Here is an 18,380-nt window from a genome sequence, read left to right as displayed (position 1 = left end):
GAGTGAGAACACATGGGAACGAACCAGCGGCACGGCAATCGGGCGGTGAGCACGGCCGAGACCTTGAGCGACAAGCAGCGGGCCGATCTCGCGGGCGCGCGACCTACGGACGAAGAGATCGCCGCCGACCGATGGGCTGATGAGCATGATACCGCGCGCGAAAGGTCCCGCCGCGCGAAACTCCGTCTGCCATTTCGCGCCTGAGGCCGCCGAGGCCGAGCAATACGAGGCTCTGCCCTCAATCCCGATCGCTGCGTCTAGCGGGCCTCGCCGAACGGGCTTGCCCGTGACCGATTGCTGAGCACGAACTCCTGAGGGCGCTCCGCCGCCGGCGCCGGGGTCAAGAGCAGCGCGCCGCGCGATCGTCCATCGGGTAGAGCCCCGCCGCGGCCAGCAGCCTTCTTTCGCCTGTTCCTGACACCTGCGGCGAGACGAAGACGTCCCGCAACCCCATCCGGTCGCCCGTGTTGCCGCTTCGCGGCTGCCCGCGCCAACTCCCTCCAGGGGTTCCCCTCCGCTGACGCTACGGTGCGGACCCTCTCCGCACGCCGCTCTTCGGTGTCACCGGCGGGAAGGCCGCTGGACCCAACGAGGAGCACTACCATGAACAACGTCAATCTCGCCGGCCGCGTCGCCAAGGACCCCGAGACCCGCGGCGCCGTCACCACCCTCATTGTCGCGACCGATCGCGTGAAGCTCAGGGACGGCAAGACCTATGTCGACGACGCCACCGGCTACACCGCCAAAGAGACAGAGTTCCACAAGGTCACCTGCTTCAACGGCCTCGGCAAGGCCGGCGCCTCGCGCAAGAAGGGCGATGTCGTCGCCATCACCGGCCGGCTGCACTATTCGAGTTGGGAGGATCGCGACGGAGTCACCCGGTACGGCTGCGAGATCATCGCCGACAAGATCGACTTCTTCTGACCCGGTAGAGCGGCGCCTGCGGGCGCCGCCCTTCAGCTCAACTGGCCCGGGAAGTTCGCGCGTCGCCCCGTCTCGAGGTTGTGGACCATGTTCTCGACGCCGATCGCGTAGAACTCGCCGACATGGAAGCTCGCCCCATCCCGGAGCTTCCACTCCTGATCGGTGACGACCTTGATCACGCTGTTCACCAGCGCGATCACGTCCTGCTCCGCCAGCGGATAGAGGATCGGCTCGATCTGCCACAGGCGGTCGCCATGAATATCACGTTGCCGCAGGAGCTGCTGATAGACGGCGAGTTTCGCCACCAGCCCCGGTGGCTCATTGCCATGCAACAGTGCAGCATATCGCGATAGACGCTCCTCATAGTTCGCCTGAATCTGGGCCTTCACTCTTCATTCCTTCAACATTGCCTGCGGCGTCGGTGCTCGATCATTTGGCGCATCCCGGCCCTTCGACAGGCTCAGGCCGGGACCGGCGCTCTACTCGCCTGCGGCTCCCGGAGCCACGGCCTTGCCGCGTCTCCGCCCTGCCGGGTTACGATCACCTTGCGGGGGTGATGGGGAGGGGGTTTCTCCTGGGACAGTATGGAGCGATTTGCTGTTAACCCGGCCGCCGCGCGGCCGGGGCAAATCCAATTCTCTCTCTAACATCTCGGTATCAGACAAGCTTCATCGCCGTAGTGTGATGTGCCTTGGGGGGCTTTCTCAAGGATGCGCGGTCCCCCCAATTTTCCCGGGACCGTCGCTGCGCTCTGGCCCCAAGAAAATCGGTTCCCCCACGCCCCGCCGAGGCGGCGCGGGGACTTGTCCCCGCGTCCCTGACAAAGCCCCGTCGGCCCATCCGATGAGATTTCATCTTTCATCCAATCCCGGATGAGAGATCGACTTGTTCGGAGGCTTTTATGACTTCTTTCAACAATTTCGCCGACCTTGCCAGCTTCGTCGCCGCGTCGCGTGAAAATGACGGACTGACCCAGACCTACGAGGGCGCGTTCATCGAACATAGCGAGATGGCCAAGCTCAGCATCGTCGAAGCGCCCGAAGCACTTGACATGCCCGATCCCGAGCAGGTGCGGGCCGCCACCGAGATGATGATGCAGACCATGTTCGACGTGCTGCGCGACACCCGCATGGAGCCGTTTGCGGCCGATCTGGCGTGGGGTTTCGCCAACAGCTTCCATGTCGTGGCGAAGCGTATCGAGGGCCGCGAGGATGACGCCGCCAAGAAGCTCGGCGATCTCGCACGCAGCTATGATCCGTCCGAGATCTACGCGACCGAACTCGAAGACACCCAGCTCCTCTGCCAGACCCTCCAGGGTTGCCGCGAGGCGATGGAATGCATGCGCGACCATGCCGCCGAGGTCTATCGGGTCGAAACCGGCAAGCCCTTCTCGCCGGTGCGGGGAAGCCGGGTTTCCAGCGCGCTTACCGCATCGATGATCGAGGCCCGCGACTATCTTGCCTCGAAAGCCCGGGAGCGCCGCGAGCAGTTCGCCCCCGAAGGCCCGGTCGTGGCGTTCTCCGGTGGTCAGGTGTGGGAGGACGTGGACCTGCTCTGGAACGGTCTCGACAGCATCAAGGCACGCATCCCGGAGATGATCCTCGCGACCACCGCGCAAGCGAAGGGCTGCGATGCCGTGGCGCACGCATGGGCGGCATCGCGCGGCGTCAAGGTCATCCAGTTCCGCCTCGATCGCAGTCAGGGCAACCGCGCCGCCTTCGTCCGCAATGACCGCATTCTCGGTCTCAAGCCGGTGGAAGCCGTCATCTGCGAAGGCTCGGGCATCCAGCAGAACCTCGCCCAGAAGCTGCGGCAGGCGGGGGTGCCGCTGCACATCGTCCGCCTCGCGCACCAGCGCACCCAGCGCAGCGCGTGAGTGCTCGCTTGGAGGGGCTCCGGCTTCGGCCGGGGCCTCTCCATCTTTTTCTGCGTGGACATGCGGCGCTCAGGGGCATCGAGCCCCTTCGCGCCGCGGGGGACTGAGCGCTGGCGCGCTCGCGCAATGGCCACCATTCGCACCGACTTCGCCCCGCCAGGCGGCCAGAGGGGAGAAGGGACGGGTGCTGCGTTCAGCAAGGGAGGACGAGATGTCCATTGTGTTTCGCATCACCACATCGGCCGACCATCAGGAACGCCAGACCGCCGTCATCAACGCCCGCCAGCTCGCCGCCTTCCGGGAATTTCTGCGCGGCCAAGGCGAGCGTCTCGACATGACCCTGCTGGATCCGGATTTCGCGGAGGACGACTATCTCTCCTATCGGTTCGAGGCGCGTGTCTGCCCGCTGGCGCTCGCCAGCATCGCACGCATCTTCGACTATCAGACCGATGTCATCACGGTGCTGGATGAGGCCCAGTTTCGCGGCCGCCGGGTCAGCGTCTATCGCGAGGGCGACACTGGCCCGATCACCCTGTCGGTCGGGCTGACCTCCGATCTCGGCCTCGAACTCGATCTGGCCTATCAGAATGCGTTCGCGCTGCTCGAAGGGCTTGGACTGCGACCGGAGAGCGTCGGCGAAATCCCGGTCGACAATGTCCGTGCCCGCCTCGCTGATCCCGCGATCCGGCGCAGCGTCGAAGCGCAGGGTGCAGCCCCATACCTGTCCCGGCTCGACCGCCTGATCGCGACCGGAGATCTTGACGACAGTTCCCGTCTGGAATGGGCATAGCCTCCGCCCGGACCAGACGTCGCGAAGGGGCGCGTCGCCGCGCGCGGCGCGCCCCGCAATGCCGCTGCGAGCCTATGCCGCGACCGGCGTTCGCGGTGTCAGCAGGGTATCGATCGCGCGCTGCAATTGGTCGGCGGCATCGACATCGTTTGTCGCCGCCAGATACTCTTTGGCCTGCCGCATCAATGCCAGCGCAAGCGCCCGTGTCACCGTCGGGTCCGTCTCCGAGAGGTCCATATCGCTACCTCGAGCGCGGTCCATCCTCGCGAGCTTCCGGGCCGTCGCTCCTCCCCGGAGAGCTCCCGCGCCGTGCGCGGGAGCCGGGGCTGGTAACACGTCGAGACATGCGCCTACGCTTTTAGTGCCAAGGCACCTGGACATGTGCGCAGGCACCCCGGCGTGAGATCACACCGAGCTGCCTTTCTCGACGGGATTACCAGTCCCGGCGCCGCAGCCTTCGCAGCGCAATCCGGCGCCTAACACAGACCTCCTGTGACACCAAGGCGAAGTCGTTTCGGCCCTGTCCAGCACCCTCCCGGATCAGTGGATTGTCCATCCGCTCCGCCCGCTGGCCGAGATCGGTGAAGGGTCCGTGCACGCCGTTCTCATAATTCGCAAAAGCCATGATGGGGCGGCGTTTCATCGTGACGACACCGGCTCGCTCGCGTGCCGCACGGACCCGTCGGTCCGCGCGCCGCTACGCCTTGCCGGAGGCGCTTCCCCGAGAGGAAAAATCTCTCACAGTCTTCCCATTCTGTCGGGCGGACGAGACCGTCTCAAGCCCGGCGGGGCCCCACCATTTTCTTCGGCGGATCGGGCGCTGCGCATCAATCTCGAACGACGGTGGCCGCCGAAGAAAATCGTGACCCCCACCGCCGCTTTGCGGTCGCCGGCAAGCCGGCGAGGCCTGACACGGTCCCGCCCGCCCGACGCCATTCCCCTGTCATTCAAGACGACAGGAGACGAACATGCAGACGATCACGAACATCGCCGCCGCCGATCAGCACGCCGCCTACTTCGCCGCCGTCGCCAATGCCGAGCGCCGCGCGATGCACAGCTACTTCGACCAGCATGTGGTCGAGGACGATGAGCTGGGGTTCCTCGCCATTGACGAGGGCGACTACGGCGCGCTCGGACAGGCGATGATCGACCGGATCGTCTACACCGCGCCGGGCGGCATCATCGACGAATTCTGAACGATAGGGGAGGGGCTGCGGCCTCTCCCCTTTTTTTGCTGGGAGAGGAACGGTCACGGGGGGCATCGAGCCCCCCATGACCGTGCCGCGGCGTTGCCGCGGCGGGGGATGATTCAGGCCTTGAGCCGCTTTTCGACTTCCTCGAAACCCAGTGTCTTGATGCGGGCCGTCAGATCGGCGAGCCGCTTAGGTTCAAGCTTCAGCAGTCCGGATTTCTCGATCGTCGCGATCGCCTGCTCGCGCTCTTTCTCTTCGAGCTTCCTGCGCCGCTCTTCCAGCCGGCGCTGATCCTCTTCGAGAGCCTGTCTCTCCTGTTCCAGTGTCTTTGCCATAGGTGCCTCTTGTGAAGGCTAATCGGGCTATGAACTGGCTGAACATAGCGCTGGTTGGTGAGGGCAGGAAGAAGAAGATTCATGGGGCTGGGCGCATCGGGCCTGCGCCCGACGACGGCTCTATTCGCTAGGGCTCCCGATGCCCTTCAGGCAACGAGAGCCCAACCTCACGGAGCCAAGGCATGCGCCTTGTCTCCGCCCTTCGGGTCACGATCCTCGCCTTTCCAACGCGGCCCTTTGGCCGACGTTGATGCTGCGCATCGGGGCTTTTCGCGCCCTGATCGGATCGGTGACACCGGCCTCGCGCGTTCCGCCTCACGGCGGCGCGTACCTCGCCGGTCCCGGCAACCGGCTCCTCTCCGACGACATCGTAACAGGCCCAGGGACAGGGGATCGGGCTCTTGGGATTAGCACACCCTACGCACCTGAAGGTGCATGAGTTCCGTTGTTTCACAACGGGTTAGCGCGGAAGGAAAGGAGACTACGTTGTAGTACGAGCTGGTGGGCGGGCAAAAACGGCGGAAATCAGCCATTCGCGCGTGGTCTGTGAGACTACGGCCTGCTGGTCCATGACGATCAACTTGCCGGAACCGGGCCGCTCGGCTATAAATAGAGCCATTCTTCAGTCCCCACCAGCCTCCCTGCTAGGAGGTTGGTCTTGGCTACCAGTTACCGGCATTACAACGTCCGCCTGGAGCGCGCCCAATGGGACCGCCTCAGCGTGATCGCCGCCGAACAGAAATTGAGCGTCGCCGACGTCATCCGGTCGGCCCTCAATGTCTTCCTTTCATCCTCCGACGTGCTGACCGCGAGCCAGCGCCGCCTGGCCCGGATCAGCGAGTTCCAGCAGCTCGTGCTCGACGTCATTCTGCGCGAGCAATATCCTGAGCTTCGCGACCGCCTCGTTGCCGAAACCGACAAGCGCCTGGTGCAATATCATGGCGCGTGAGGACATCCGCTCGAACGGGAAAAACATCCCGCTGACCCACCACTCTGCGCGCGGCCGCGTGCAGCGAAACTCGGGCAATTTCACCCGCGGCTCACAGCTTCTCACCCACGAGATGCTGATGTGGTTTTCGGGCGCGCGGCTGCCCATCATGGTCTGGTTCTTCGCCTTCCTCGCGGCCTGGTTCGTCATCCTCTCGATCCGCCTCCACGAGCACGGATTCCAGCTCGTCTGCATGAAGATCTATTCGGCGCTCTGGAACTGGGTCGACCTCAATCCCAACAAGCGCGTCAACGTCACCCTGCCCAATGGCGAGATCTACAAAACGGTCATGCCCGTGGTGCCCTATATCCCGGCCGTGCAGCAGGCCTGAGAGACCACCATCCGGGCGCTGATCGGCTCGATCCTCGTCTCGGTTTTCGTGGTCGCGCCACTCACCATCTGGTTCGTCGACATCTCGCGCAGGCGTGGGCGTTCGATCCTTCAGGAACGCCATGAGCGCGGCGCCATGCTGGTCGATCGCGCCGTGCTGGTCTCCGAAATCGCGCAGCACAATGCGGAAAAATTCGCGGAGGACGCGCGCGAGTTCTTCCCCGGCCGCTCGTCCGCCGCCGTGCTCAAATTGCCGTTCGCGACACGGAAGGCGGGCGGCATCCACCATCCCTATACGCTCGCCGGCATCCCCTATCCGCACCGCCTCGAGCAGTCCCATTCCATGCTGATCGGCACCACCGGCGCGGGCAAGACCACCGAGCTCAGGAGTCTGGTCAGCCAGATGCGCCAGCGCCAGGACAGCGCCGTGATCTTCGATCTCACCGGCGCCTATGTCGAAGCCTTCTACGATCCCATGCGCGACACGATCCTGAACCCGATGGACCAGCGCTGCCCGGCCTGGTCGATCTTCAACGACTGCTCGACCTACAGCCATTTCACGTCGGCCGCCGCGGCGCTCATTCCCTCCGATGGCGGCTCGTCCGAGCCCTTCTGGGCGCTCGCGGCCCGCACCCTGTTCATCGAGATGTGCGTCCGGCTTCAGGAGCGCGGCCAGACCACCAACCTGGCGCTCGCCGAGAACCTGATGACCGCCGATTTGAAGCGGGTGCATCGCTTCCTCGCGAACACCATCGCCGACCCGCTGACCGCCCCGGAAGCGGCCCGCATGGCGGAATCGATCCGCGCCGTCTTCAACACCAATGCGCAGGTCCTGCGTTTCCTGCCCGACGAAGGAGAGCCGTTCTCGATCCGGCACTGGATGACCACCGAGCGCGCGCCCGGATCGATCCTGTTCGTCACCTCCGACTACGACGATCTGGAGATGAACCGGCCGCTGCTGACGCTCTGGATGAACATCGCCATCACCAGCCTCATGACGCTGCCGCGCACGCGCAGCTTGCGGACCTGGTTCATGTTCGATGAGGTCGGCGCGCTGCACCGCCTGCCTGCGATCGAGAAGGGCCTGCAGACCGCGCGGAACTTCGGCGGCGCAATGATCCTGGGGCTCCACAGCTTCCAGAAGCTGGTCGAGGTCTATGGCGAGGAAGGCGCGCGAAATCTCGCCTCGCTCGCCCGCTCCAAGCTCATCCTCGCGACCAGCGAGTTCAAGACCGCCGAGGAGTGCTCGCAGTACATCGGCAACCGCGAAGTGCGGCAGATGGATGAGGCCTATAGCTACGGCTACAACAACAATCGCGACGCCTCGACCCTGACTCCGCGCAAGCAGGTCGAGCCCCTCGTGATCCCCGACGACATCACCAACCTGCCCTCGATGCACGGGTTCGTGAAATTCCCCGACGGTTTCCCGGCCGCGCGCATCCTTCTCGAATGGAAGAACTACCCCATCGTGGCGCCGGGCTTCCTGAAGCGTCCCGTGATGCAGCCCGTCCGGTCCAAGCGCGGGGAGGAGATTTTCGACGAGGAGGGCGGTGAGGCCGGCGGCAGGGACGGCGCCGTCCAGATCGTGGATGAGGTGGTCGAGCCAACCAATCTTGCGAAGGAAATGGCGGCGCGGATCCTGCAGTCGCCGAGCGAGGACCAGGCCGCCGAAACCCATCGTACCGCCCCGCGTAGCGATGACCGGCCGGTGCCCCCGCAGGCGAAGGGAGCGGGCGGCGGCAAGGAGGACGGCGCGCGCGGCAGGGACGCCCAGCAGGAGACCGGCCAGCGGCCCGCCGACGACCGGCGCGGACCGTCACCGCAGGCGCCGCAAGTCGAGGATCAGACCCTCATCGAACTGCGTCAGGGCTTCGCCGCGGGCCGTGACCAGGACGATCTCGACATGGGGATCTGATCCATGCTCTCGGTCGCCGCCGTCCGTTCCGCATCAGGCGCCGCGAACTATTTCGCGAAGGACGACTTCAAGGACAATTACTACACGGCCGATGGCTCCTCCGAGGTCAGTGCCTGGGGCGGGGCAGGGGCCGAAGCCCTCGCGCTTGAAGGCGAAGTCAGCCGCGAAAGCTTCGAGCAGATTCTGAGCGGCGTCCTGCCGAGCGGAGAGGGCGTCGCCCAGGTCGAAAACCGGCGCAACGGTGTCGACCTCACCTTCTCCGCGCCCAAGTCCGTGTCGGTCATGGCCTATGTCGCCGGCGACAAGCGGGTGCTCGCCGCCAACATGGTCGCGGTCCAGAAAACCATGGCCTGGGTCGAGAAGAATCTCGCCGAAGGGCGCAAGGACGTCGAGGGTCGCAAGGTGCCGGTGCCGACCGGCAAGCTCGTCTATGCGCTGTTCCAGCACGACACCAGTCGCGCGCTCGATCCGCAGGCCCATGTCCACTCCGTCATCGCCAATCTGACCCAGATGCCCGACGGCAAATGGCAGGCGCTGCACGCCGACAAGATCTGGTCGAATAACGCGGTCGTCGGGGCGATCTACCACGCCTACCTGCGCGCCGGGCTGGAGAAGCTCGGCTACCAGGTCGAGCTCAAGGGCAAGCACGGCACGTTCGAGATCATGGGCGTGCCCAAGGCGATCATCGATGCCTTCAGCCAACGGCGCGAGGCGATCCTCGAGAAGGCGGCCGAGCTCGGCATCGTCTCGGCCAAGGGGCGCGACGGCGTGACCACCACCACCCGCGATCCCAAGCTCAATGTCGAGGACCGCGACGGGCTCCTCAAAGGATGGATCGACAAGGCGGCGGAGCTCGGGTTCGACGGCAAAGGACTGCTCGCCTCGGCGCTGGCCCGGGCAGGGCAGGGCGCCGCCGACAACAAGCTGGAGCGGGGCTTCCGGGCGGTCACCGACGCGATCGCCGGCGCGCGCGATCTCATCGGCGGCTTCCTTCGCTCGCCCGATCCGCTGATCGACAGCGGCCTTGCCCGCGCCACCAAATCGCCGGCCGTCGCCCGGACGCAATTGGCGGTAGCCTCGGCCGTCCGCATCCTCGCCGAACGCGAGGCGGCGTTCGACGTCAACAAGCTCTCCAAGACCGCGCTGGACCTCGGCCTGAAGGGCGTCACCATCGAGACGGTCGAGCACCGGATCGAGCAGCTCTACGACAACCGCCAGCTAATCCCCGGTGTCGCCCGCGCCGGCGACAAGGGCGTCCGGATGGTGACCACCCAGGAGGCGCTGCGCACCGAGGAAGCCGTTCTCAAGGCGGTCGATGCGGGCGTGGGCAAGGCGGTGCCGATACTCCCCGCGCAGGATGGGCCCGCCCGCCTGCAGGAGGTCGCCGATCGCCCGCTCAATGCGGGGCAGCTCGCAGCCGCGACCCTGATCCTCTCCTCCGAAGATCGGACCGTGACTGTCCAGGGCGTCGCCGGCGCCGGGAAGTCGACCATGCTGCAGGCGGTTGCCCGGATCGCGGAAGGCGAAGGCAAGGATGTGCTGGGCCTGGCCTTCCAGAACAAGATGGTCGCCGACCTCGCCGAAGGGGCCGGGATCAAGAGCCAGACGATCGCCTCGTTCGTGCTCGCCAACGAGCGCTACCTGACCGAGCGCGATACGCCGCGCTACGAGGAGGCGCGCGAGCGGCTCGGCGGCGCGATGCTGGTCGTGGACGAGACCTCGATGGTCTCCAGCGCCGACATGCTGAAGCTTCACAGCATCGTCGAGGCGCTCGGCATCGACAAGCTCGTGCTGGTTGGCGATCGCCAGCAGCTCTCCTCGATCGACGCCGGCAAGTCCTTCGCGATGATCCAGGCCGCCGGCGGCACGATGGCCCGAATGGACGAGAATATCCGTCAGCGGACCGACACGCTGCGCACCGTCGCCGCGCTCGCCAATGTCGGTAAGGCGGGCGAGGCGATGAAGGTGCTGGGCGATAACGTCCACGAAAGCGCGAACCCGCCCGAAGAGGCCGCCGACAGGTGGCTCGCGCTGGGGGCGGACGACCGTGCCGCGACCCAGGTGTTTGCGTCTGGCCGGGAGTCCCGCGCCATCATCAACCAGCGCATCCAGGACGGCCTTGCCGCCGAGGGCACCGTGCGGGGCGAGGGCATCCATCTCATCGTCTATGACCGCGTGAACCTGACCCGCGAGGAGCTTCGCTACGCCGCCAGCTATCGGCCCGGCCTCACCCTCGATGTCGGCCGCGGCGGCGCGCAGGACGTCGGGCTCGCGCAGGGACGCTATGACGTCTCCAGGGTGCTGCCCTCGGGCAAGGTCGAACTGGTCGATGGGCGCCGCAAGATTCGCTTCGACCCGCAGCGCCTCTCGCCCACCGAAAAGCGGGACCGGCTCGAACTCACCGAGAAGAAGGATCTGCATGTCCGCGAGGGGGATCGCATCCGCTGGACCGCGAACGACAAGCCGCGCGACCTGCACAACGCGGCGCTCGCCCGGATCATCTCGGCCGATGCCTCGGGCATCACCGTCGAGACGGCGGGCAATCAGACCCTGACATTGGCGCCGGGCGATCCGATGCTCTCGCGTTTGGACCTCGCCTACGCGCTCAACATGCACATGGCGCAGGGCATCACCACCGACAAGGCGATCACGGTCATGGACAGCCATGAGCGCAACCTGTCGAACCAGCGCCTGTTCAATGTGGGCGTGACGCGGGTGCGCGACGAACTCACCATGATCGTGGACGATAAGGAAAAGCTCGAACGCCAGCTCGACCACAATGCCGGCAACAAGACCTCGGCCCTAGAGACGGTCGGCCGCCTCGATATCGACGGCAAGAAGGGCGGCGCCAAGCCGGTGAAGTTCGATCCCGGCCCGATCGACGGGATCAACCTCGCGGATCAGCCGGACATCCTCGCCGATCTTCCCCCCATTCCGGACGGGCCGCTTGAGCCCGCAGCACCGATCAAGGGCGACGGCCTCAAGGCGCCCCCGGATCTCAAGCCCGAAAAGGCAGACCTGCTGCCGCCGCTGCCCGAGCGCAGCCTGGGCCTTGATCTTTGATGACGAACGGTCGGCGCGGTGCCGGCTGAAAGCAAGGAGAGTGACGATGGCATGGGATTTTGACGAAGGCGGCAAGTTCGGCAGCGAGAAGGCCGCCGAGGACTATGCCCGGCGCAACGGCCTCAGCAATGCGGACTTCCGCACCCGGCGCAAGGGTGATGAGGTCGAGCTGGAGATCCGCCGCTCCGCCATCGACGGCCGAAACCTTCGCGACACGGGCGAAGGCCGCAAGGACGGTTGGTTTTGACCGAGACGTCAGCGGCCCGGACATTCGGCAGGAGGCGACTGCTCAATGGGCATTGATGATCGCGACTATATGCGCGAGCGCTACAGACAGCGCGCTAACCGGACGAGATGGAATGAGGGAAGGGGGCGGATCGAGGCGGCCTGGCTTGATCCGAGCCACCAGCGATATCGCCGGCAACCGTCGGCGGCGGCGATCGCTGTTCGTTTCGCCCTGCCGGTGCTCAGCCTGCTGCTGATCCTAATCCCATTTTATGGGGACGCGCAGCGTCATGGCTGGATTCCTGATCTTGAGCCGGCGCAGCCGTTTCCGGAAAGCGGATCGGTAACGGTCGCGGGCAATGTGATAGGTCTGGTCGCGCGAAGCCATCTCACGATCGCGGCCGCTGATGCCAACGCTGTGGAGCAATTGGTGGACCCGGATACGAACACCCATGCACTGTCGATCTATGTTGCCGCCAATGACCGGGTGTCCCTGCCGGTGCCTGCGGGCACGTACCGGGTCCGCCTGATCGAGGGGCGGAAGTGGCACGGCGCGAAGCGCTATTTCGGGCCAAACACATCCTATGAGACGGTGGCCGGGTTGATGGACTTCACGCCGGCGGCAGGCCGTATCATCGATCTGCACCGTCGGCCGGGCGGAAATCTGAAGACGCAGCCGATGGTGTCACGGCTGGCACCGCTTTGATCGCTCGGCTGGACGGTGGCCGCCTGCTGGCGGAAGGAGGAGCAGCGAATGGACATTCTCGGGAGCGCCGCCGAAATGGGACAGCAGGCGATCGAAGCGCTCGAGGCGGCGAACCGGGCCGGACACGGCTCAGCGATCGACACGATACTGTCGCTTCTGACATCGCAGGAGGAAGACGTCATTCGCCATCGTCATGGGCTTGGAAGGGGCCGGCTCCGAACGCTCCGCGAGATCGGCGATGTCATGGGTCTTTCCGGCCAGCGTGTTTCGCAGATCGAACACAAGGCGCGGCGCAGATTGAGCTGGTTCGTTCGCATGGTCGGGCCGGTGGGCAGCCCGGCGGTCCGGCGCTACGCGCTCGAGAAGCGCGAGGAGCGGGCGGCCGCGCAGCGCGCTAGGTGCGAGCAGGTCGAGAATGCGGCGGCGGCGAGAGCGCAACGCATTGCCGCGAAGGCTGAGCGCGATGACATACGCCGTGCCAAGGCGCGGACGAGGGCGTGGCAGCGCAAGATCGATACTGCCCTCGCCGATCGTGACCGGTGCGCCAGTGCGATCGAATCGCTGACCGGTCGCATCTCTCATATTGACCGGCGTGGCTGGCTTGCCCGGCATTTCTTGCCGCACGATTTCGTCCTGATGCGATTGCGGGCGGCGCTGGTCGGTCTCGAGACGGAAATGGACGAAGTGGATGCATTGATCGAGCGTCTTCGGGCGCCGCCGCCGACCTGAACGGGACTGGACGGTGATTTGCCGATAGATGTCGCCAATGACACTCTACCAAGCACTAACAGGTAAAGTGTCATTGATGACAATCATTCCACGAGGGAAGTGCGTCGCTAATGCCTGGACCAGGCAGGCATGTTAGCGAGGACGTCCGCAATAACGACGAGAATCGCCACCTGAATGCCGCACCATATCTTCTATTCCTGGCAAAGCGACACGGAGAACCGGGTCGGTCGCGGATTTATCCAGTGGGCGCTCGACCGCGCCATACGAGCCGTCAATGCAGACGCGGACGTCGACCCTGCCGATCGTGAGCTTCGCGCCGATCGTGACACCGTGGATGTGCCGGGGATGCCACCGCTCGCGGACACCATCTTCGGCAAGATCGACAGAGCAGTCGCCTTCCTGTCCGACCTCACGCACGTTGCCACGCGCGCCAAGGGCCAGCTCTCGCCCAACCCCAACGTCCTGCTCGAACATGGCTGGGCGCTGAAATCGCGCGGGTGGGGCAGGATGATCGGCGTCATGAACACGGCCATGGGCCATCCTGACGAGCATCCCCTTCCGTTCGACCTTACCCACTTCAAACGGCCGATCCTCTTTCACTGCCCGGCCGATGCGACCGACGAGGAGCGTCAGGCGGCCCGGGCTGGGCTTCAAAAGGATCTGGAAAGCACCCTTCGCCTGATCCTGGACGACGAGGTCCTTCGGGCGACTGCGCCGCCGGCCGAGCCGCATCCCCACGACGTCGAACTGTTGCAGCGTTACCGCCTGCAGATCCCGGAGCTGCTGCGCCAGTTCCTGCGCGAGCACAATTTCGGAACGCCCTATCCGCGCAAGGCGCTGGACCCGCTAGACGATATGGCAGCCACCTGGACTGGTGCAGCCTTCGATTTCGAGGACGCGGCCCTGCAGGAGGCTGCGATGGCGCTGCGCGCGGCGAACACGTCCCTCATGGAGCTGGTCTATGAGCGCATTCATGTGATGGGCCGCAACCCCAACATGGCCTGGCCGAAGACCGACTATGATGTGCGGCACGGCATGCAGCAGAGTACTTTGGACGCGATCCGGGAACTCAATACACGCGCCGGAACCCTGATCGGCGCGATCGATGCGTTCGAGAAGGTGGGGCGCTCCCGGATTCGTGTGGCGCCGCCGGCCCCTGCGGCGCCGCAGGTCGATCACCGCTGGGAAGCGGCGCGTACCGCGATTTCGGAATTGGAGATGGATCGCATGCGCGGCGGGCTTCCCGAGATCGTCGCCATGCCCAGCATGACGCTGCGCATCGTGCCGCTGGCCGCGATGGACCGGCCGACCCTCGATCCCAAGACCGCCCTTGCAGCGGCGCTGCGCTTTCCCCCTGACAGCCAGGCCCGGGTACAGTCGAATTCGGATGAGCGTCAGTGGTGGAGCTATGGGCTGCCGCTCATCCAGACCGAAAATAACCCGGAGACCCGGTGGCGTACCCGCCTGGTCCGCCCCGGGTTGATCGAATTCGAGGCGATGATCGGGGCCCGGATCGATGATGATCCCCAAATCCTCGTGGATGGCCGCGAGCTGGAAGCATCGATTGCTATGCATCTCGAGCGGCTTGCCAGCGTGCTCGCGGACGTAGGGCTAACCGGTCCGGCCGTCGCCGGCATCGCATTCCGCGGGGTGGAGGATGTCGAGTTGACGCGCGCCCGCGGCGGCGGCCGCAGGATCCGCAAGCCGGAGCTCTTCCTGCCTGAGCTTCAGGTCGCCGATCTCGCCGCGCCGATGCAGCCGCAATTGCAGGAGCAGTTCAACATCCTGTGGCAGGCGTCCGGCTGGGCCGACGGCTCGCCGTCATTCGGCTGACGAGGCGAGAGGCGTGGTGCTGAAGCCCCCGTCACCGGAAGAGGGAGATGCCGGTCTTCAGGCGTTCCGTGAGGCGGCGAAGCTCCACGAGGACACGTTGCGCAGCCGGATGTCCCGCGAATTCTACCGCAAGGATCTGGCAAAGTGGCAGAAGCTCTACACGACGCTCGCTGGCAAACGCGACGCAGGCTCGCCGACGGCCGTCCATTTCGCGCGGCTATCGGCGCTCTGCGGTGAGCTGCTGACGGAATATGGTCCAGAGGCGCCGCCCAAGAAGCGCGTGCCCAAGGCGGTGACGCCGGTCCCCCTGACCTATCCCGACTTCCCTGACGAGATCACCCACCGGATTCACTTCCTCGAAGGGCCGGGAATTCGGCGGCAGCGCGCCATCGAGCTTTCGGCCCACGCTCCGGGCCTGTCCCGACAGACGTCGGCGCGCGGGCGCGTCCTGCTTTCGATCGGAGTTCGGCAAGATCAGGTCTGCCTGTTTGAGCGCATCGTCGAAGCAATCGGCGATCTTGCCATGGCTGATTACGCGGCCGCGGGCTTCGACATCGGCTATGTGATGCGTCCGGAAGGGATCGCCCAAGGCCAATCCTGGGAGCCCAATCCTCTCGATCCGGCCCTGCCGATTGCTCGTGTCTGGGAGGATAACCAGCGCGCCCGGGGCTACGGTTTGCAGGCGCGCCTGCTCGGCGAGAAATGGCGCGGCGCTGACGGCACCGGTCTCCCGGACGATCTCCCCGATCTCTACGGCAGACCCTGGGACCCTGATCCGCATTGGCAGCGCGTTCTGGAACTCACCGAAGCTGACCGGCTCGAGGAGGCACTGGCGCTGGTCGATGCGGTGCCAGGCCGCGATCGTGAGCCGCTTTTCGACGAGGTCATCTATCTCAGGTTCCTGACTGGATCGCCCCTGCGCGCGCAGGACATCCGTATACTGGCGCGCAGACATGCGGAATCCTCGCTCATCGTCGGGCGGCTGCTGGAGGAGTTCGAGGCGTTCCTCGCTCATCTCGATGCGCAATTCACGCTGGAGCCGCCAGTCCTGGAGGAGATGATCAGGCTTCGACCGGATTTCGGGTCGACTATGATACCGCCCATGCCGCCCGCTTCCGACTGGGCGGCCTATCGGCGTCATATGGCGCAGTTCACGAACCATGGTGCCCGGCGTGGCCGGATCTTCTCGATCAACATCGGCGCCGCCGACACGGGGGCATCGGCGTTTTTTGCGACCGCTATGGTCGCGGCCGAAGAGGCGTTCCGCCGTGAGCGGTCGATTCCTGAGATCGGACTGGGCTGGGTTTCCGAAGTCGCCCTCCTGGACCTCGTTCGCACCCTATGGCCCTCGGCGGTTCACCAATGGCGGCCGGCCTTCCTCGGCATGCAGTCCGTCGATATCCATGTGCCGGAGCTGGGCCTTGCAATCGAGTATCAGGGACAGCAGCACTACGCGCCCGTGGCGCTCTTTGGCGGCGAGGAAGGGCTCAAGCTCACCCAATTGCGCGATGAGAAAAAGCGGGGGCTCCTGGCCCGTCACGGTGTGCGGCTGCTTGAATGGCGGTTCAATGTACCAATCACCAGGGCGGAGCTGGTAGCTCAGCTCGCAGCGATGGAAATCCTGGTCCCGGACTAGCTCGCGAGCGTCTTCTGCCGTGGGCCGTTCATCTCATCGACATCGCAGGCGCACTCGTGATCTTAAAGAGTCGGCGGTTCGACATCCGGTGGATTCATGTAGGCCCTAAAGCCCTCAAGATCCTCGTCGCTCGGGTTCTCCAACTCCGGGATATATCGGATGGTCTCTGCGACCTCCCTGCGCGAAACATAGTCGATGATGGCGCCACCGTTGCTCAGCTCATACTGCATCGCGCCGCAGTGGCGGTCGACTGTGGCCCGCCCGGGCGCGAAGGCGATGGGCTTCTTGTTCCCCTTCTTGCTCACCTCATGCTTGGCGAGCGCGACGCGCAGGAACTCGAGCCTGGTGAAGCCCATTTCCGTTCGGCGGAGGTCGATCCGCATCTGATCGACGAGCTCTGGTCGCTCCTGCGCGTCGCGAAGCTGCTGGGCCCGAAGTTCCCGGTCGTAGTGCCGGTAGCCGAGTTCCCGTGCGAGGTTCGTCGCCTTCAGGCTGATCCCTCCATTTTCCGCGAGCTTGATCACCTCTTCGCACCGCTGGCGCCATGTGCGCAGCAGTTCATAGGCGGCATAGATCCACATTGGCGTCAGCGCGGAGAGCTGCGCCATCCGGCCGCGCGGCGGTTCATCATCGAGCTGGCGTTCCAGAATCTCCTGCTCAACGCGGTTGAGCATGTTGTCGACCAGGCACAGCTGGCTCGCCTGCATGGCCAGAAATGGGTTCTCGCCAAACCCGGCGAGTGTCATCAGGGCCTCGTAGAGCTCGGCGTGGCCGATGTCCGCTACTGGACGATAGCGAGGCTCGTCCTCCATCTCATCGGGATAAGGTTCGTAGTCCACGCTCAGTCCTTTCGCGCAGGCCGCGCTAGCGACAGTGCAGATATGTGGAGCCTCACGAGACCTTCTCCCGGAGCCACGACGACAATCCTGCATCGAGGATCATCCGCGCGAGTCGCTGCGGCCCGAGCAGGATCACGCCTTCCGGCCCCCCGTTCTCCGGGATGTTGCCGGTATGCCAGACGAAAAACATCCGGTCATACGCGTCAGCTTCGGCGAGCCGACCGACATAATCGTCGAGCGACGCCCGCGTGGCCTGGGATTTCACCTGCACGAAGGCCCGTTCGGCGGTGCTCGGAAGCACCAGTTCGAGATCGATCGTCTTCTGGGTTCGGCCAACCTGGCTGAGCCGGCGCCACCCGCTGCTCGAAAAGACGAGATCGACCAGCAATTCAAAATCCTGCCAGGTCAACAATCGCATCAGGGGAATGATCGCCGCGGTGAGGGCGCGTTCCGCCTCTTCGGCTGCCGCCACCTCTGGAGATAATTCATCGCTCAGTCGGCGCAGCAGATAGTCGGCCGCGCCCACGTCGCAGATCGTCCCGCGAAACATCTGGACCTTGAGCAATCGCCCGGAGAGCCGATCGGTCGTCAGCAGGCTCCCGCCGATCGATGTGCTGTGCCAGCCATCGAGCGTCGCGCGGCGGTGGCTATTGTCCGACAGGATCTCAATGTCGCCAGCCGGCCGGCACCAGTAGAGCAGGCCGCCGACAAAGGTGATGAAGATGGTATCCTCGGCGCTCTCGTAGAATGCCCGAATCTGCTTCACATCGCGGGTCGCCGCGCCAGCGTCCCCCCGGCGCTCCTTCATCGCTTCCCAGACGCCCGACCAGTCGCCCGCTACGCAAAGATCGTGCGGCGCCTCGCGATAGCCAAAGCGCAGCACGCCGTCGCGGATGCTCTCGGCCTCCCAATCGCCGCCCCGGCCGAGCTTGATGTAATAGACGTTCGTCGCCGCGACTGCGGTCATTCAATCCCCCTGTTTGGCGCCGGGCTTTTCC

Annotated in this window: 16 protein-coding genes and 1 pseudogene; 12 read left to right on the top strand and 5 right to left on the bottom strand. The window is 65.2% G+C overall.

All coding sequences use genetic code 11. The annotated features are described in order from the left end of the window. The first annotated feature begins 603 nt into the window (after nucleotides 1-603). The gene (locus OMP43_RS13025; protein WP_062787869.1) at nucleotides 604-924 is read left to right on the top strand and encodes a single-stranded DNA-binding protein; all 321 of its coding nucleotides are present in this window, start codon (nucleotides 604-606) and stop codon (nucleotides 922-924) included. A 32-nt stretch (nucleotides 925-956) separates the two neighbouring features. Here OMP43_RS13025 and OMP43_RS13020 read toward each other — a convergent pair whose 3' ends face one another. Then, entirely contained in the window at nucleotides 957-1,313 is a 357-nt protein-coding gene (locus OMP43_RS13020) for a hypothetical protein (protein ID WP_066703409.1), read from the bottom strand. A 512-nt stretch (nucleotides 1,314-1,825) separates the two neighbouring features. Between OMP43_RS13020 and OMP43_RS13015 the strand changes: the two genes are divergently transcribed. Continuing rightward, nucleotides 1,826-2,800: a DUF2493 domain-containing protein gene (locus OMP43_RS13015; protein WP_030090592.1), complete on the top strand. Its 975-nt coding sequence runs from the start codon at nucleotides 1,826-1,828 to the stop codon at nucleotides 2,798-2,800. Nucleotides 2,801-3,011: 211 nt separating this feature from the next. Further along, nucleotides 3,012-3,590: a hypothetical protein gene (locus tag OMP43_RS13010; protein ID WP_030090593.1), complete on the top strand. Its 579-nt coding sequence runs from the start codon at nucleotides 3,012-3,014 to the stop codon at nucleotides 3,588-3,590. Nucleotides 3,591-3,662: 72 nt separating this feature from the next. Here the strand turns inward: OMP43_RS13010 and OMP43_RS13005 are convergent, their stop codons facing one another. Beyond that, complete coding sequence (locus OMP43_RS13005) at nucleotides 3,663-3,827, bottom strand: hypothetical protein (protein ID WP_157077779.1); 165 nt, start codon at nucleotides 3,825-3,827, stop codon at nucleotides 3,663-3,665. A gap of 731 nt (nucleotides 3,828-4,558) precedes the next feature. On the opposite strand from OMP43_RS13005, the gene OMP43_RS13000 reads away from it, so the two are divergent. Further along, on the top strand, nucleotides 4,559-4,786 hold the full coding sequence (locus OMP43_RS13000; protein WP_062787863.1) for a hypothetical protein: 228 nt from the start codon (nucleotides 4,559-4,561) through the stop codon (nucleotides 4,784-4,786). A 113-nt stretch (nucleotides 4,787-4,899) separates the two neighbouring features. Here OMP43_RS13000 and OMP43_RS12995 read toward each other — a convergent pair whose 3' ends face one another. Next, a complete protein-coding gene (locus tag OMP43_RS12995) occupies nucleotides 4,900-5,118 on the bottom strand; it encodes a hypothetical protein (RefSeq protein ID WP_030090596.1) in 219 nt (72 codons plus the stop codon). 658 nt (nucleotides 5,119-5,776) lie between these two features. Between OMP43_RS12995 and OMP43_RS12990 the strand changes: the two genes are divergently transcribed. The 8 genes and pseudogenes from OMP43_RS12990 (at nucleotide 5,777) to OMP43_RS12955 (ending at nucleotide 16,543) form a co-directional block, all read left to right on the top strand. Then, the gene (locus OMP43_RS12990) at nucleotides 5,777-6,067 is read left to right on the top strand and encodes a hypothetical protein (RefSeq protein WP_030090597.1); all 291 of its coding nucleotides are present in this window, start codon (nucleotides 5,777-5,779) and stop codon (nucleotides 6,065-6,067) included. Beyond that, a pseudogene (locus OMP43_RS12985) lies at nucleotides 6,057-8,351 on the top strand (type IV secretion system DNA-binding domain-containing protein). The gene OMP43_RS12990 and the pseudogene OMP43_RS12985 overlap by 11 nt, the downstream one beginning before the upstream one ends. A 3-nt stretch (nucleotides 8,352-8,354) precedes the next feature. Then, nucleotides 8,355-11,414 (top strand): MobF family relaxase, encoded by a 3,060-nt coding sequence (mobF, locus tag OMP43_RS12980; RefSeq protein ID WP_030090599.1) that lies wholly within the window; start codon nucleotides 8,355-8,357, stop codon nucleotides 11,412-11,414. A gap of 46 nt (nucleotides 11,415-11,460) precedes the next feature. After that, nucleotides 11,461-11,661, top strand: coding sequence for a hypothetical protein (locus tag OMP43_RS12975; protein WP_030090600.1), 201 nt, complete (start codon nucleotides 11,461-11,463; stop codon nucleotides 11,659-11,661). A 45-nt stretch (nucleotides 11,662-11,706) separates the two neighbouring features. Next, a complete protein-coding gene (locus tag OMP43_RS12970) occupies nucleotides 11,707-12,345 on the top strand; it encodes a hypothetical protein (RefSeq protein ID WP_280280052.1) in 639 nt (212 codons plus the stop codon). A 48-nt stretch (nucleotides 12,346-12,393) separates the two neighbouring features. After that, on the top strand, nucleotides 12,394-13,074 hold the full coding sequence (locus OMP43_RS12965; RefSeq protein ID WP_280280051.1) for a sigma factor-like helix-turn-helix DNA-binding protein: 681 nt from the start codon (nucleotides 12,394-12,396) through the stop codon (nucleotides 13,072-13,074). Nucleotides 13,075-13,248: 174 nt separating this feature from the next. Then, entirely contained in the window at nucleotides 13,249-14,907 is a 1,659-nt protein-coding gene (locus OMP43_RS12960) for a hypothetical protein (protein ID WP_280280050.1), read from the top strand. Between the two features lie 13 nt (nucleotides 14,908-14,920). Continuing rightward, nucleotides 14,921-16,543: a hypothetical protein gene (locus OMP43_RS12955; protein ID WP_280280049.1), complete on the top strand. Its 1,623-nt coding sequence runs from the start codon at nucleotides 14,921-14,923 to the stop codon at nucleotides 16,541-16,543. Between the two features lie 62 nt (nucleotides 16,544-16,605). Here the strand turns inward: OMP43_RS12955 and OMP43_RS12950 are convergent, their stop codons facing one another. Further along, the gene (locus OMP43_RS12950; protein ID WP_245652746.1) at nucleotides 16,606-17,382 is read right to left on the bottom strand and encodes a hypothetical protein; all 777 of its coding nucleotides are present in this window, start codon (nucleotides 17,380-17,382) and stop codon (nucleotides 16,606-16,608) included. A gap of 52 nt (nucleotides 17,383-17,434) precedes the next feature. After that, complete coding sequence (locus OMP43_RS12945; RefSeq protein WP_062787847.1) at nucleotides 17,435-18,349, bottom strand: hypothetical protein; 915 nt, start codon at nucleotides 18,347-18,349, stop codon at nucleotides 17,435-17,437. Between the last annotated feature and the right edge of the window lie 31 nt (nucleotides 18,350-18,380).

It is taken from the genome of Sphingomonas sp. CBMAI 2297 (genome assembly GCF_029870595.1).
Classification (GTDB): Bacteria; Pseudomonadota; Alphaproteobacteria; order Sphingomonadales; family Sphingomonadaceae; genus Sphingomonas.
The sequence above is the reverse complement of the archived record's forward strand: the minus strand, read 5'-3'. Positions and strand labels throughout refer to the sequence as shown.